Annotated in this window: 17 protein-coding genes; 8 read left to right on the forward strand and 9 right to left on the reverse strand. The window is 27.1% G+C overall.

The genetic code is table 11. From position 1 onward, the window contains the following. Positions 1-116: 116 nt before the first annotated feature. From V6137_RS03445 to V6137_RS03475, 7 genes are all read left to right on the forward strand, one after another. Entirely contained in the window at positions 117-965 is an 849-nt protein-coding gene (locus V6137_RS03445) for a glycoside hydrolase family 16 protein (RefSeq protein WP_425446481.1), read from the forward strand. A gap of 3 nt (positions 966-968) precedes the next feature. Next, positions 969-2,255 (forward strand): glycosyltransferase family 2 protein, encoded by a 1,287-nt coding sequence (locus V6137_RS03450; protein ID WP_425446482.1) that lies wholly within the window; start codon positions 969-971, stop codon positions 2,253-2,255. An 18-nt stretch (positions 2,256-2,273) separates the two neighbouring features. Continuing rightward, positions 2,274-2,972 (forward strand): polyphosphate polymerase domain-containing protein, encoded by a 699-nt coding sequence (locus tag V6137_RS03455; RefSeq protein WP_425446483.1) that lies wholly within the window; start codon positions 2,274-2,276, stop codon positions 2,970-2,972. Between the two features lie 16 nt (positions 2,973-2,988). After that, a complete protein-coding gene (locus V6137_RS03460; RefSeq protein WP_425446484.1) occupies positions 2,989-3,666 on the forward strand; it encodes a DUF4956 domain-containing protein in 678 nt (225 codons plus the stop codon). A gap of 23 nt (positions 3,667-3,689) precedes the next feature. Next, entirely contained in the window at positions 3,690-3,968 is a 279-nt protein-coding gene (locus V6137_RS03465) for a lamin tail domain-containing protein (protein ID WP_425446485.1), read from the forward strand. 102 nt (positions 3,969-4,070) lie between these two features. Then, positions 4,071-6,110: a CotH kinase family protein gene (locus tag V6137_RS03470; RefSeq protein WP_425446486.1), complete on the forward strand. Its 2,040-nt coding sequence runs from the start codon at positions 4,071-4,073 to the stop codon at positions 6,108-6,110. 19 nt (positions 6,111-6,129) lie between these two features. Next, a complete protein-coding gene (locus V6137_RS03475; RefSeq protein WP_425446487.1) occupies positions 6,130-6,957 on the forward strand; it encodes a polysaccharide deacetylase family protein in 828 nt (275 codons plus the stop codon). Positions 6,958-7,089: 132 nt separating this feature from the next. On the opposite strand, the gene htpG is transcribed toward V6137_RS03475, so the two are convergent. Beyond that, complete coding sequence (gene htpG, locus V6137_RS03480; protein WP_425446488.1) at positions 7,090-8,967, reverse strand: molecular chaperone HtpG; 1,878 nt, start codon at positions 8,965-8,967, stop codon at positions 7,090-7,092. Positions 8,968-9,245: 278 nt separating this feature from the next. Here htpG and V6137_RS03485 point away from each other — a divergent pair, with 278 nt between their 5' ends. Further along, positions 9,246-9,464, forward strand: coding sequence for an alpha/beta-type small acid-soluble spore protein (locus V6137_RS03485; RefSeq protein WP_425446489.1), 219 nt, complete (start codon positions 9,246-9,248; stop codon positions 9,462-9,464). A gap of 44 nt (positions 9,465-9,508) precedes the next feature. Here the strand turns inward: V6137_RS03485 and pepF are convergent, their stop codons facing one another. The 8 genes from pepF to V6137_RS03525 form a co-directional block, all read right to left on the reverse strand. Next, positions 9,509-11,320 (reverse strand): oligoendopeptidase F, encoded by a 1,812-nt coding sequence (gene pepF, locus V6137_RS03490; protein ID WP_425446490.1) that lies wholly within the window; start codon positions 11,318-11,320, stop codon positions 9,509-9,511. Positions 11,321-11,527: 207 nt separating this feature from the next. Then, complete coding sequence (locus V6137_RS03495) at positions 11,528-12,166, reverse strand: hypothetical protein (RefSeq protein ID WP_425446491.1); 639 nt, start codon at positions 12,164-12,166, stop codon at positions 11,528-11,530. Then, positions 12,132-13,301, reverse strand: a complete 1,170-nt coding sequence (locus V6137_RS03500) for an ABC transporter permease (protein WP_425446492.1) — start codon at positions 13,299-13,301, stop codon at positions 12,132-12,134. The genes V6137_RS03495 and V6137_RS03500 overlap by 35 nt, the downstream gene beginning before the upstream one ends. 2 nt (positions 13,302-13,303) lie before the next feature. Continuing rightward, complete coding sequence (locus V6137_RS03505; RefSeq protein ID WP_425446493.1) at positions 13,304-14,167, reverse strand: ABC transporter ATP-binding protein; 864 nt, start codon at positions 14,165-14,167, stop codon at positions 13,304-13,306. Next, the gene (locus V6137_RS03510; RefSeq protein ID WP_425446494.1) at positions 14,168-14,461 is read right to left on the reverse strand and encodes a hypothetical protein; all 294 of its coding nucleotides are present in this window, start codon (positions 14,459-14,461) and stop codon (positions 14,168-14,170) included. It abuts the gene before it with no gap. 2 nt (positions 14,462-14,463) lie between these two features. Continuing rightward, positions 14,464-14,988, reverse strand: a complete 525-nt coding sequence (locus V6137_RS03515; RefSeq protein ID WP_425446495.1) for an RNA polymerase sigma factor — start codon at positions 14,986-14,988, stop codon at positions 14,464-14,466. A gap of 349 nt (positions 14,989-15,337) precedes the next feature. Further along, on the reverse strand, positions 15,338-16,456 hold the full coding sequence (locus V6137_RS03520; RefSeq protein WP_425446496.1) for an IS4 family transposase: 1,119 nt from the start codon (positions 16,454-16,456) through the stop codon (positions 15,338-15,340). 160 nt (positions 16,457-16,616) lie between these two features. Continuing rightward, entirely contained in the window at positions 16,617-17,156 is a 540-nt protein-coding gene (locus V6137_RS03525) for a GNAT family N-acetyltransferase (protein ID WP_425446497.1), read from the reverse strand. Between the last annotated feature and the right edge of the window lie 9 nt (positions 17,157-17,165).

Raw genomic sequence — 17,165 nt, forward strand, 5'->3', positions numbered from 1 at the left:
CATTATAATTTTACCTATCGTAAAATTATCTTTGTACAAATAGTAATAACTCAAAAATATATTCCATAAATATATATATGATTAATATTTTACTACATTTGTATAAGGAGTCTCCTATGAAAAAAATAAACTTTAAAAAAACTCTAATTATAATGATTTTATTTTTTATATTATTTATATCCTATATGGAACTAAAAAATACTTTACGAAAAATAAAAATGTCTCAGCAGAAAAATAAAACTGTAAATATGATGAAAATTAATAATTCAAATATTATAACTAACCCTAATTCCAAAGAAGTTATTAACTCTAATACTCCAGAAAATTTAGATAATAAAAAACCTACTCTAAAGTGCTGGAAGGCTATAAAAAGAAAAGACAGTTATAATAATGAATTACAATTTTATTCTAAGTCTAATGTAATAATAGAAGATAACACTATTGAAATTACTTCAAAAAAAGAGACTAAAGGAAGCAAACTTTATACATCGGGGCTTGTGGAAAGTACTACTGCATATAAGTATGGTTATTTCAAGTTTAATATTGAAATTTCTAAAGGAAAAGGCCTTTTCCCAGCTATATGGTTTCTTCCTAATGATGGAAGCTCCCTTCCAGAAGTGGATTTATTCGAAATGATAGGCAGCGAACCCCATATCTTTTATGGAGTAATCCACTTTACTGAGGATGATATTCAAGGGTCTGACCATTTTAAATATAAGGTTCCCATAAAGTCCCAATATTCCGTAGCTTTAAGTTGGGACCCAACATCTATCACTTGGTACATAGATGATAAAGAAGTTTATACTTCGAAAAAAGGAGTTCCTAATAAATACATGTATATAATAATAAATCAAGCTATTGGAGGAGTCTGGCCCGGAAATCCTGACAATGACACAGTTTTCCCCAATAAATTTAAAGTTACTTCTACAAGTATAAAACCATTATTTAAAGAAAGTAGGTATTAAACTATGCTATTTTATTTAATTATTTTTACAAGTACATTCTTTTCTATATACCACCTAATAAGCTCCTGTAAATTTAAAAATTTTGATATTTTACATAGTACTGAACAAAAAAGTATCTCTGTTTTAATACCTTGTTATAATGAGGAACTTATATTAAAGCATACATTAAATGGTTTAATGGAAATTAACTATGATGATCTAGAAATAATCTTTATTAACGATGGTTCAGAAGATAACACCTTCAATATATTATGTGATTCACTAAATTTATCTTTATTAGAAATTAATGGGTCATGTTTGTTGTCTAATGAAATAAAAGGAATATATAAATCAAATACCTATCCCTTTATCTATATGATCGATAAAGTAAATAGTGGAAAAGCTAATAGTTTAAATATAGGCACATCTTATTCTACAAAAGAGCTTATTGTAACTATGGATGCCGATTGTGTCTTGGAAAAAAACGCTTTAATAAGCATGAACAAAGTATTTGATGATCCAAATGTGATTGCATCAGGGGGAGTTGTTCATATTATGCAGTTATCTAAACTAGATACTAAACTAAAAAAAGTAGTCTTAATGCAAGCTTTGGATTACATAAAAGGCTTTTATATATATAAATCATCCCTTGCCTATAATAATGCCCTAAGTATAATTTCAGGTGCCTTTGGTGTATTTAAAAAAAGTGTGATTTTAGAAGTAGGTGGCTTTAAAAAAGGTTTAGGAGAAGACATTGATATAACTTTAAAGTTTCAAGAATATGCAAAAGAACATAATAAAAAATTAATTTTTAATAAAAATGCCATTTGTTATACTGAATGTCCTGAAAACCTAAGTGAACTAACTAAACAACGAATTCGGTGGCAAAAAGGTTTTATTGATGCTATTTTTAGTAATAGTAATTTTTTATTTAAAAATATTTTTAAAACTAATGTATGCTTTTATATTATTATAGATGCTTTATTAAGTAATTCTATTGCCACTATAGTATTTATATTTAATATTATTTTAATATTTGCAAAGCTAGCATATGGTTATCCCCTACATACAATTTATTATTACTTAAGTACTGTAATATTTAATATATTCTCTTCTGTCATAGCTATTAGGGCCGCACAGAAAAATGTACCAACTTTAAAAACTAAAAAACTCTATTTTATGATTATATTAGATATATTCTTTTTTCAAATCCTAAGGATATTCTATTTTATAAATGGGACAATTACCTATTTCTTTAATAATACAAGTTGGAATAAAGTCACTAGAACAAATAATTGTTATAAATTATAGTATTTCGGAGGATTAGAAATGAAAAATGAGAAAAAAGTATTTAGACATGAAATAAAATATTTCATTAATAAAAAACAAATCTCTGAATTAAGATTATTTTTAAAAGAATACATGCAAATAGATAGCCATTGTAAAGAAAAAGGTTTCTATTGGATTAGAAGTCTTTATTTTGACACTATGGACAATGGAGCCTATTATGAAAAAATCATAGGTCATAATATTAGAAAAAAAATAAGACTACGTTCATATGACACAAATTCATCTACTGTAAAACTAGAAATTAAAAATAAATATGATAATTACATTTTAAAAGAAACTGCCTCTATATCTAAAGAAGATGCTTGTAACCTTATTAAGGGCAGTTCTTTTCCCTTACTTAAATATAATGAAACTATAACAAATAAAGTATTTTTCTTTATGCATAGAAATTTTTATAATCCTAAAGTTATTATAGATTATGATAGAGAGGCTTATATATATCCTTTTGAAAATATTAGAATTACTTTAGATAAAAATCTTTATGCATCATTTAGCTCCTATGATTTTTTCAAAAAAGATATACAAATGTTTCCAATGTTTAACAACCCCATATCTATATTAGAAGTTAAATACAACAATATACTACCTATATCTTTACAGAAAGTATTATCCAACTTTGAAATTCAAAGATCCCAAATAAGTAAATATTGTCTAGGACGAAACATATTAAAAAAATAAAAAGGAGAGAACTATTATGAATAGTTTAATTGAGCAAGAAAGTTTATTTACCTTACTTAACGGCACAAACTCTTTTACTATTAACAATATTATTTTTAATATAGTAATCACTACTATATTGGCTTTATTTATATATTTCGTATATAAAAAGACTTTTTCTGGTGTTACCTATTCACAGAATTTTAATATAACAATAGTTATGGTTTGTATAATAACTGCCATTATTATGATGTTAATAGAAAATAACTTAGCCCTATCTCTAGGTATGGTTGGTTCCCTTTCTATTATACGTTTCCGTACTGCTATTAAAGAGCCTAGAGATATTGGTTTCCTGTTTTGGGCTATTGCAGTTGGTTTATCAGCTGGAACTCATAAATTTATTATAGCTATTATTGGAAGTATAATTTTGGCCCTCCTGTTATTAATATTTAATAAAACTATTTACTTTGATTATTGTTATTTATTAATATTAAGGGGAAGTAATATTGAATCTAAAGATGTATCAGATATATTAGGGGAATATAAAATACCTTCCAAATTACGTATGAAAATGACCAAAGATTTTTTTGTGGAAATAACTTATGAAATAAAATTGAAATCAATCGAAGAAGATTTATTAATAAAATCTCTTAAGTCAATTGAAAATATAGAAGAAGTTCATATTGTATCCTATAACGGAGAAGTAAGTGGATAATTTTAGTTTAAGAGGGTGAAATAATGAAAAAGGTAAAATCTCCAAGAATTATATTCTTATTTTTATGTATATCTATTATTTTTTACTTAGGATTTAAAAAACATATATTTACATTTAATAATATAAAGGAATCTCCAAAGTATAGTTTAGTTATTAATGAAGTAATGATAAATAACAGAAATAGTATAAGAGATGAAGAGGGAGATTTTGAGGGGTGGATTGAAATTTACAACAAAGGAAACAATCCAATAAATCTAGATGGTTTTGGACTATCAAATGACCCCACCCAGCCTTTTTTATGAAGATTTCCTAACAAAGTAATAAATCCCAAGTCTTTTTGCTTAGTTTGGGCATCGGCAAAAAATATAAGTAAAAAAGATATGTCCTTACATACTAATTTTAAATTGAAAAATAGTGATAGTGTAATAGTTCTTACAGACCCCACTAATCATTGGAGCCATATATTCCTTCTTAAAACTATGATAGATAATATCTCCTATGGAAGAAAACCTGACGGAAGTTTAAAACTATATAGATTCGATGAAGGTACTCCAAATAAGACTAATATAATTGAACCTTTAGTAAAAAACTTTTGGGACGAAAGATTATTTCCTCCTGAGTTTTCCCATAACAGCGGTTTTTATAAAAATAGCTTTAGTTTAATTTTAAAAACAAAGGATTCTAGTGCTAAAATTTATTATACTTTAAATGGTTCCATTCCTACAAAAAATTCAAATATATATACTAAACCTATATTAATTCCATCAAAGGATAACTCAGCTACTATAGTCAGAGCAAGAATTTACAAAAAAGGTTATCCTAAGAGTAAAGTTATAACCCATAGCTATTTTATTAATAAAAATATTTATAACAAATACAATACTCCTATTGTTTCTTTAGTAACAGACCCCAAAAATCTATTTAGCTACGAAAAAGGAATTTATGTTCTAGGAAAAACTTTTTATAAATGGAGAGTTAACAATCTAAATGAAAATATAGATCAAACCTCACCTGCTAATTATAACCAAAGAGGTAAAAACTGGGAGAGACAAGGAGTTATAAATCTCTTTGATGAAAAGGGAAATTTAAAATTAAGTCAGAATATAGGTGTTAGAATTCATGGAGGATATTCAAGGTTTAATAAACTAAAATCTTTATCATTATCTGCTGATAAAAACTATGATGATACAGATTATTTTAATTATAATTTTTTTGATAAAGGATGTAGAAATAAGATTAACAATAGTCAAATTACTCAGTTCTCAAAAATACTTCTTAGAACCTCTGCTACTGATAGTAAGCACTCTTTATATAGAGATGTTCTTACTCAAAGTTTAATACAACCAGTCCAACTACTTGACACCCAAAATTCTAACCCTTGTATAGTATATATAAACGGAAAATACTATGGGATTCATAATATTAGAGAAACCTATGATAGTAATTATATCAATAGTTACTACAATATAGATAACGATAATATAGTCATAATAAAAAACCCCACCGGTGGAACAGCTGTTGAAGTAGAAGAAGGCTTTCCAGGAGATGAAATGCATTATAATCGATTAATTAATTATATAAAAAAATATGATCTAAAAGTTGATAGCAATTATAACTTTGTAAAATCCCAAATCGATATAAATAATTTTATAGAATATAATATTTTACAAATTTATTGTGATAATAGAGATTGGCCTGGTAATAATGTTCGTATATGGCGTAAAAGAACTCCCATTTACGAACCTAATAGCTCCTATGGTCATGACGGACGTTGGAGATGGCTTGTATTTGATTTAGACTATGGTTTCGGTCTATTTATAGGTGATAAAGCAGCTACAAATAATTCACTAGAAAGAGCTACTGAAGAGAATGGACCTGATTGGCCTAATCCTCCATGGTCTACTCTGTTATTAAGAAATCTACTTAAAAATAGTGAATTTAAAAATCAATTTATTAATACCTTTGCAGATAGATTAAATACTGTTTATTCCACTGAAGTTGTATTAGATAAAATTGAGAAGCTACAGAAAATTTATTATCCTAATATACAAACTCATATTAACAAGTGGGACCTGCATAATAAAACTATTGAAAACTGGAAAAAAGAAATAGAAGTTTTAAAAAGTTTTGCTATTAAAAGACCTCACTATATGAGAAAATTTATTATTGAATATTTCCATTTAAAAGATTTGTGTAATATAACTATTAATATGAGTGAAGGTGGTTTTATAAAAGTTAATTCTCTAGAGATAAGAAAGAGTAATATTCCATGGAAAGGTACTTATTTTAAAGATATTCCTATAACCCTAGAGGCTATACCAGATCCAGGTTTTACATTTGTGGGCTGGGAAGGTAATAAAGATTACCAGAATAAAAGTCCTAAGATACATTTATCAGAAACTTATAATTTAAAAGCAACTTTCAAGAGGTTAAAAAATGATTAGTCTAACTCAAGACTAGGGGATGATTTTTATTAAACTAAATAAAAAAATAATTATATTATCTTTAATTATAACTATATTTATGTATCCTAAAACAATAGTTACAGTGATAAATATGGGAAAAGATGTTTATATAGCAAGGAAACTTAGTATCTATAAAACAAAACCTAAAAGTCCAACTACCATTAGCAATGATAAAGCTAAAATTATCTTTATGTTTGATGGTGGTCATAAAAGTATTTATAGAGATGTTTATAAAATAATGAATAAATATAATTATAAAGGTAACATACCAATTATTCCATCTATGATTGATGATAAAGAGCATTTGTCTTATCAACAACTCTCATCATTATATCTGGAAGGTTGGAATTTATTAAACCAGTCATATTATCATAAAAAAAATATGTACGATAAATGTAATGAACTTCTTTTAGATTTTGATAAAGGAAAGCAATGGATGGACAATAGATACCTCGGTAAATTTAGTGACATGATAGTAGTACCTTATGGAGAAATTAATCCTTACCTTATTTACCAACTTAAAAATTCTGGATATAGTAATATCAGAACATCAGATAATATAATTGTTCTAAATAGTAGAAAAATTCAATATTTACCAGTAACTACTATACACTTATTGTCAAGTCTAACCGTTAATGAAGTAAAAGATAAACTCTTAGAAGATTATAGTAAGAATAATATCTTTATTCTTGTTCTGAATAAAATTAAATATAATAATGATGAATATTACTTAAGCTATAGTAAAAAAGATTTTCAAAGTATTATTAAATTTATATATGAAAATAATGATAAATTTCAAGTTATAACTTACTCTCAATTATTCTAAAAGACAGGCAAACATTTTTATACTATACAGTGTAACTTATTGATTTTATAATTTATTCTTAGTATAAAAAACTGTTTAGGAATATATTCCTAAACAGTTTTTTATTATATTGTAAAATAATGTATATAAACTTTATTTCATAATTTTAGAGATATTATTTGAAAACTCTATAGGATCATCTATTGGTAACCCTTCAATTAATAATGCCTGATTATACAATAAGTCTGTATATAATTTAAGTTTGTCATTATCCTTTTCATAGGCATCCTTTAATGAATTAAACACCTCATGATTAACGTTTATTTCTAATATTTTATCGGCTTGAACTTCTTGATTATTGGGCATTGATTTTAATATTTTTTCCATTTCTATGGATACCTCTCCATCATTAGCCAAACACACAAGGTGATTTTTTAATCTTTTTGATGCTCTAACCTCTTTTACTTTACCATCTAGTATATTCTTCATTTTTTCAAATAATTCTTTACTCTCTTTATCTTTACCCTCAGAGCTATTTTCGTTTTCTTCAGAGTCTATACCTAAATCTCCACTAGATACGGACTTAAATTCTTTGTCTTTATAGGACATTAACATTTTTATAGTAAACTCATCTATTTCATCAGTAAAGTATAGTATTTCATATCCTTTTTCCGATACCATTTCAGTTTGAGGTAATTTTTCAATTCTTTCCTTTGACTCCCCTGAAGCATAATAGATGTACTTTTGATCTTCAGCCATCCTTGAAACATATTCATCTAGAGTTACCATTTTTTCTTCTTTAGAAGAATAATACATTAATAGGTCTTTTAAGAAATCTTTATTTGCCCCAAATTCTTCATATACACCATATTTTATCTGTCTACCAAAGGATTTATAGAACTTCTCATATTTATCCCTTTCATTTTTTAGCATTTTTTCTAATTGGCTCTTAATTTTTTTCTTAATATTTTTAGCTATAACTTTTAACTGTCTATCATGTTGCAGCATTTCTCTAGATATATTAAGGGATAAATCTTCAGAATCCACCATCCCCTTAACAAAACTAAAGTAATCAGGAAGAAGATCTTGACATTTATTCATTATTAATACTCCATTTGAATATAGCTCTAGACCCTTTTCATACTCCTTTGTATAATAATCAAATGGGATATTTTCAGGAATGAATAATATAGAATTATATCTTACAAGACCATCAGCTTTAATATGTATATGCTTTAATGGTTTATCAAATCCATAGTGCTTTTCGGCATAGAAATTTTCATAGTCTTCATCAGTAAGTTGTGATTTATTCTTTTTCCATATTGGGACCATACTATTTATAACTTTCTCTTCAGTTACATCTTCATACTCATCTTCTGCTCCCTCTTTAAGTTTGCTTTCAGTTATATCCATTTTGATTGGATAACTAATGAAGTCAGAGTATTTTTTTATAATGGATTTTAGTTTATATTCCTCTAGATACTCATCATAATTCTCATCTTCTGTATTTTCTTTTATTTTTAATATAATATCTGTTCCAAAGGAATCCTTATCACACTCTTTAATAGTATATCCTTCTGCCCCTTCTGAATGCCATCTATACCCTTTGTCACTGCCAAAAGGTCTAGTTATAACAGTTACATCTTCAGACACCATAAATGCGGAGTAAAAACCAACACCAAATTGTCCTATGATATCATGGCCATCTTTCATCTCATTTTCACTTTTAAATGCTAAAGACCCACTTTTAGCAATAGTTCCTAGATTATTTTCAAGTTCCTCTTTTGTCATACCTATCCCTGTATCAGAGACCTTTAATATTCTTTTTTCTTTGTTTGGTGTTACTTTTATATAATAATTTTCTTTATTAAACGTTAATGAATCATCAGTCAACTCTTTATAATACATTTTATCCATGGCATCACTGGCATTGGAAATTAACTCCCTTAAAAAAATCTCCTTATGGGTATAAATAGAATTAATCATCATATCCAATAATCGTTTTGATTCTGTCTTAAATTCTTTTTTCATTGCGTTTCTCTCCCTTCATAAAATTGGGGAATGAATTCCCCTCTACATTACCGAGGTTTATCCCCTATGATTAGATATAAGTAGCTTCGAATTCATTCGAAGGTTACCTAAAAAAAATAGTTAGCACTCTATAATAATGAGTGCTAATTATTATATAACACATTATTATTCCTATGTCAATAAATTCAATTTTTTTATTACCCTTACGTGATTCATTTAGTATTATAATCTCAATTTATGAAAGAATATAGATAACATTATAGAAAGGAGGTTTTTCAATGTCAAAAAAGTTTATTAATCCCAATGCTAGAAAAGCTTTAGAAGAAATGAAAGCTGAGATAGCCAATGAACTCGGTATAGTACATGAGGAAAATGTCGACGGGGGAAATAAGACTTCTAGAAACAACGGTCATATTGGAGGTTCTTTAGGTGGTAATATGACTAAACGGCTAGTTGAAATGGGAGAAAATCAATTAATCAACCATAGAAATAATTAACCTAATAAAAAGCCTGAGAAATTCCTTTCTCAAGCTTTTTATATTTATTTTTTATTTATCTCCTCGGTCAATCTAATAATCTCATCTACCATATCACCAATGTATTCTATGGTATTTAAAAGAGGTTTGTCTGTAGTTATATCAACTCCAGCCATTTTAGCAAGTTCAACAGGAGCCTTTGTTCCTCCTGCCTTTAATACATTTTTCCAATCCTCTACAGCCTTTTCCCCTTCATTTAATATTCTCTGACTTACTTCTGTAGCTACCGTTAGTCCCGCACTATAGGTGTAAGGATAAAGTCCCATGTAGTAGTGGGGCTGTCTCATCCAAGTAAGTTCGGCCCCTTCATTTATAGTTACAGAATCTCCCCAGAACTTTTCCAATACTTCCTTCTTAAGTTCACTTAGTTTTTTAGCATGAACTGAGCCACCTTCATCAATTATCCTATACACTTCCCGTTGATATGCTGCTTCCAATAAATGGGTTACAAAGTTATGATAGTATGTATTACTAATCATAGAAGATAATACCCATCTCTTAAATCTAGGATCATTTTCTTGTTTTATTAAATAATTAGTTAAAAGCATTTCATTTATTGTAGATGGTGCCTCAATAAAGTATAGTGATGGTGATTCATTAAAAAGATTATTGTGTTTTTGGGAAAACATGAAGTGACCTGCATGTCCTAACTCATGTACTAGAGTAAACACTTCGCTCATAAGACCATTCCAAGAAAGTAAAATATATGGATGTATTCCATAGGGTGTAGCACAGAATCCCCCTGTGGATTTACCCTTATTTTGAGCAAAATCAACCCATCTTTCATCATAAGACCTCATAACAAGATCAAGATAATCCTCACCCATAACTTCTAATGCACCTTTTATATACTTCTTAGACTCTTCTACAGTCACCTTAGGATCATAGTCTGGATCTATAGATACCTTTAGATCTGCAAAGGTCATTTCTTCTAATCCATATATTCTTTTTATAAGTTTTGCATACTTTCTCATATGGGGGGCTAATTTCTCCATTATAACATCAATCTGTCTGTTATATAACTCCATATCTACTTTCTGATCAAATAATAAATAGTCAAATACAGAGTCAAAATTCTTCATACTAGACATAATTTTTTCTTTTTGTACTTGCGTTTGATATGCAGTGGCAATAGTATTTTCATATTCTTTTATCTTTTTTGAAAATTCATCAAATGCCTCTCTTCTTACCTTAGTATCCTTATCTCCTTGATATGAGTTTTCAAATAATACAAAGCTAAGGGGATACTCTTTTCCATTTACATCAAATTTATCAAAATCCATGTCAGCTAACTTAGCTTGATTATATATGCTATATGGAGCATCTAATACTGGAGATAGACTAGCAAATGCCTTTTCCACTTCTGGATGTAATGTATGGGGTTTACTTCTTTTTATATCCTCAAGATAAACCTTATATTTGTCGGTATTATTTATAGCCTCTTCTAATACCTTATCGTCAACCTCCTTTAATTCACTTTCTATAAATGTTATTCTACTAAAACATTCTGATAATATACTATTATTTTTATTATATCTAGTTTGATTATCAACATCTGTTTGATCCACTGAAACTGCTAAAGAAGCATAACTCCCTGTTAACAATGCTTTTATATATAACTGTTCATATTCTTCTATACATTTTAAAATAATATTTACATTATTTAACTTACCTTTATATTTATTCTCTATTACCTTAGAACCTTCCACAGCTTCATTTAACGTTTGCTCATAGTCATCATCTGTTTTGAAAATATGGGATAAATCCCAAGTTAATGATTTATCTACTTCACTTCTTTTCTTTAACTCATTACTCACATTAATCTCCCCTTCTTAATATATTTATTCTATATATTTAAGTTCTTTATTTAGCATTATGTTTCCTTCTTTATTTATTTTTTATATGAAAAATACTACATCTTAGATTATAATTTAAGATGTAGTATTTCTTATAAGATTAATAATTATCTTTTATTATATTGTTTCTTTACATTTAATGTCAACATTTCTCTTATATACTTTCTATTAACCTTTAATACCCTTTCTATTTATCATTACAAAGTTTAAAATTAAAAACATTAATATCAATATTAATATATTATACTTATTACTAAAATTCCCTTTTATAAGACTAAGAACAAAAAACTCTTTAGTATATTTTCCCAATGTGAAAAATTCAAATGCAAAGTAACTAAAGGAAACTAAATATCCTGCTGAAAGTTTTTCTGTAATATTTGCTACAGTTAATCCTATCATCCCAAAATATACAGAAGAAATGAAAATTCCAAAAGTTACCTTCCAAATAGAAAATATCCCTCCTTGTAATCGTGCAATTAAAATAATACCTAGTATCATCATAAAAATTAATGTCATTATTAATACTAATCTAATTACAAATATAAACAAATTAGATACTTCCCTTATATAAATTAGTTGTTCTACATTGTTCTCCTCTTCTATCCTACCTATATAAGTAAGCAAAATTACACCTAATATTGGTAAATACATTTCTCCTATTCTAGATATTTCTCCATATGAAAGTCTTTTAAGGCTAAATAAAGCAGGTGTCAGTAATATTATTATAAAAGCAGCTAAAATATTCAGATTACAAAGAATTTTTATATTATATCTACCCAGTTCTTTTCTTGATCGTAAAAAATTCATCTCCCCTACCCCTTTTCCACTCAAATACTAATACTGAAATTATTAATATAGCTATTGACAATATTACATAAAAAATCCTATTAGTGATAATCTGTGGTCTCCACTGAATATACTGTTCATATTTTCCTGAGCTATTAAATCTAATCATAAATTTATCTAAACCATAATCCCCTGATAAAGGTAAAACCGACCTACTAAATAGAATAAATTGAAATGGAATTGCTACTATTCCATTTCCAAATACTATAGATATAATAAACCCAATCGATAAAGTAAATAATATTGTAGGAACTATCCATATAATTGTATACTTGTAAAACGCAAAATAATCTATCGTATAATTATTAATACTAGCTATCTTAGTAAACATTATAGTAGCATGGGTAGCTACAACAATATAACCAATAAAAACACTAACAAATAACCCTATATATTTTGCTAATATATATTTAAAAGATGAAATCTTCCTACTATATATTAAGCCATCCATTTTACTTCTTTTATCCCTAGTAATAACAAAAGCCGATAAAAATATTAAGTATATACCTGCAGTTATCCCCATATAATCGGCAAATAACCTTCCATATCCCCTTGTTAGTTTATCCTTTTCCATTAGAATATTAAAATTTTCTAGTGCTTCTTCGTAGGATAATCTTTTTCTTGTAATCATATATCTATATTCCGAATCATAATATGTATCACCTCCTAGTTTTTTATCAACTTCTTCCATTAAATCTAAATAATCTTCATATGTTATATCTATTTTTAAGCCTTTTTCTTGATATCCATCAATAGATATTTTTTTCATGGTTTTTTTTAGAAAATCTATTTGTTCTTGTGATAACTTTACAGTTTTATTCATAACAGTACCATGTATTAATGTCTCTTTATTTTTATAATCCCTGTATAAAGAGGAATACACTGATTTCATTTCTTCCATATGACTCACATCATATGTATATCCATAATAATTATTATATCCATTTTCTTTATTAGGTGGTGTAGGTTTGATAGAATCTGGTAAATCCCCTATAAATTGAGTATGATAAGAAAATATTAAAATAATTATAAATAAATAAAATGTTATACTTTTAAATTGTTGTTTTATTTCTTTGCCTATTAATTCAAAAAACATATCTACACCCCCTTAACCAATTTCATATAAGCATCTTCTATAGATGGTTTAACCAATTTAGCTTCATTTATGGGCTTATCCTTTGATAAGAACCTAGTTTTTATTAATTGGCCTTCAGATACAGTGGATATTATGGTATAATCCCTTCTTATACTATCCAAATTTTCCCTATGCATGTTTGCAGTCCACACACTTTCTTCTGCCGTTTTTATAAGCTCATTGGACTTCCCACTATATAATAAGCTACCCTCTTTCAATATAGCTAGATTCTCACATGTAAATTCAACATCTTCTACTATATGGGTGGATAGTATTACTATTCTATCATCAGAAAAATCCCTAAGTAAATTCCTAAAGTGTATCCTTTCCTCAGGATCAAGTCCCGCTGTAGGTTCATCTACAATTAATAGTTTAGGATTATTTAATAATGCTTGAGCTATTCCCAGTCTTCTTTTCATCCCACCAGATAAAGCTTTGACTTTAGTCTTTAAATGATTTTCCAAATTTACTTTTTCTAATAATTCCATTATTAAACTCCTTCTTTTGGACTTTGGAGTAATTTTTGAAAGTAGTGCTAAATAATCCATTGTTTCATATACGTTCATAGATGGATATACTGAAAACTCTTGAGGAAGATATCCCACTATTTTTCTTATTTCCTTTTTATTTGTTATATTTATATCATTTATATAAATCTCACCTTCAGACTTTTGTGTTAATGTGGTTAATATTTTGATCAAAGTGGTTTTACCTGCACCATTTGGTCCTAATAATCCTAACATTCCCTTATTTATTTCTAAGTTAATATCCTTTAACGCAAAGTTACTTCCATATTTTTTACTTAATGATTTTATACTTATCTTCATTTATAGATCACCTCCAAATAAACTAGAGTTTAATATTCTTTCATATAAAGTGCCTATGGCTAAAATAAAACTAATAATATACTCTAAAGTAACATTTTCCCTCATCATAACTAGGACTAAACAAACTGTAACTATTGTTATTGGAATAAAAGTTATAACTATTTTTTTATTTCTTTTCCTAATTTTTTTTCTATTTTCCTTTACCTTTTCTTCTTCCCATTTTTTATATTCTAAATATCTTACCTTATTCCAAACACCTTGTAAAAAATCTTTATTATTCTTTTCATCATACATAACTAAACCTCCCCTTCTAAAAGGTTTTTAAGTTTTTTTCTAGCACGATAAATAAGTATTTTCACTTGAGTCATATTTTTATTCATAATCTTAGCAATTTCCTTATAACTTAGTTCTTCATACTCCACCAAATATATTGCCATACGATAATCCATTTTCATTTGATTAATTTTTTCTATAACTGTATTTTTTCTATCTTTATTAAAAAATGATTTCTCCGGTGTATCTTCAGTGGTTAAACTAATTTCTTTAACGGGAATACTATGATTTTTTCGTATATAATCTACAGATTTATTTCTTATAATCGAATAAAGGTATGATTTAAAAGAATACTTAGGATCATATCTGTCTCTATAGACATATATCTCAGCAAAACTTTCCTGTACAATATCCTCTGCAAGATAGTAATCATGAAGATATTTTTTTGCAAAGTTGATTCCCTTCTGTCTATATTTTATGATTAAGTTTTCAAAACTTTTGGGATTTCCAGATTTAAAGCCCTCTAATAATATTTTATCTTCATTCATCTTGCCACCTCACTTTTCATTTCATCCTATATTCGTATTTTATAATAAAAAGTTACAGTTAAATTTATATTTTATAAATTTTTTATCATTTATAGTATAATTTTCTTCTAAACATGAAACAACCACCATCCTAATTAGGATGATGGTTGTTTCATGTTTAGAAGCTATTTCTTTAATAAATCTCACTAGTGTTCAATAATTTAAAAATATTACCATTGACTTTTATAACTCAAATGCTCAAAGCTAAAAAATAAGCAATTTACGATATTGGTATATAATACCAATAAAAATGAGCGTAGTTTCCCGGTAGGGATAAGCTGTAGTCTTATATGGAATTATTTTCTATATTTTATCCCCCTAGCCATAATGCCCAACTAAAGATATCTTTATTGACTAATTCAGTTATTGAATACTTTATTAATCTTCTAATTTTTAATAAGCCGTAGGCTGAGTTAGAGTGATCCTTAACTAGCTTTAGCATAATAAATGTGATAATAGCTGTAATTATTTGCATCATAACAGCATTTAAACTATGGCCAATAAACCTTTTAATTTTTAAATTTTGTTTTATCCATTTAAAGAATAATTCGATTTCCCAACGTTTTTTGTATAACCATGCTATTTCTTCACTTGACAAAGTAAAATTATTGGTTAGAAAAATTAGTTCCTTGTATTCTGAAGTTATTACCTTTACAATCCTATATTTCTGTTTTGTTTTATTACAATCATTACCAAGGTACACTATTTTATCATAAATAATTTGAGTTTCTTTATCTAATAACTGAGTTTCTGAATAAGTAACATCTAAACTCTGAACTTCAGAAGCAATAGCATTATCTTTTAATCTAGTAATAAATTGTTTCTCATTAGAATCTAATTTGTCGAATTTTTTATAGTCAATATATGCTTTATCATAAATATAAATAGCATTTTTTTCAGTCATTAGTTCATCTAACTTTGTTTTATCATGTATCTTAGCGTTTGAGACAATAATTTGTTCAGGAACACCCTTAGCAAGGTCAAACTTTGTGTGAAGCTTAATTCCAGCTTTAGTGCTACGGAACTTAGCCCACTTAAAGTAAGTGATAGCCATACTTATAGTAGATGAATCAATTAATTTTATCGCCCCAAATTTTTTTAGCTTTTCATCTATAGTTATAGATTTTAATGCTGTATTGATTAATTCATTCATTATGGGAATTAAAATTTCATAGTTTATGTTGTTATTGTAATGTGATAATGACCCTAGGCTAATGCCTTTAATTAAACTTTTTAGACCAGAATTCGATTCCATAAAAGAATGTATATCTCTCAAGCTATCTAACTTTGCTAAGTGAAAATAAATGAGAGCTTTTAAATGATTTTGAGCTATATTGTAATCAATATTCATTTTAAATGTAGACTTTTTCAAAGTATTCCAGTTAATGATATCTATAAATTCTTCGAAAAGTTTGATATAATTACCCATAGTCAGTAACCTCCTTGGTTGATATGGTTATGTGGTAATTATATTAAACCAAAGATTACTGGCTATTTTTATACCTAATTTTATGGAATTATTTCAAAAATAATCATATTACTAATGTCAATGGTTTATTTATCCATTATTTGAACACTAGTGAATAAATCTATATATTAATCTTCTCATATTCTTCTCTTAGTATGCCCATAACTATTTCATCGTGATATTTTCCATTTCTAAATATTCTCTGTCTTATTCTTCCTTCTTCGATAAATCCATTTTTCTTATATGATTTTATTGCCCTTTCATTAAAGCCATATACTACTAATTGCACCTTATTTACATTAATCTGATTAAATATAAAATCAATTAATAATTTCATTGCCTCTGTTCCATAACCCTTACTTCTATAATCCTTATTTCCTATAAATATTCCTACTATTACAACTCCATTTTTTAGATCTAATGTATTAATTCCACATCCCCCTATATATATACCTTCTTCTATAGCTTCTATGGCAAAATTATATGTATCCTTAGATTTTTTTTGATTCTCATACCAATCCATTTCTCTATCTAAAGTCATGGGATATGGTATACTTGGAGTTAAATTTAATATCACCTCTGGATCATTCATATATTTATATGCTAACTTAACATCTTCCTTTTCTATTCCCCTTAACTTTACTTTTTTACCTTTTAACATTTTTATCTA

It is taken from the genome of Dethiothermospora halolimnae (genome assembly GCF_037577855.1).
Taxonomy (GTDB): domain Bacteria; phylum Bacillota; class Clostridia; order Tissierellales; family VENL01; genus Dethiothermospora; species Dethiothermospora halolimnae.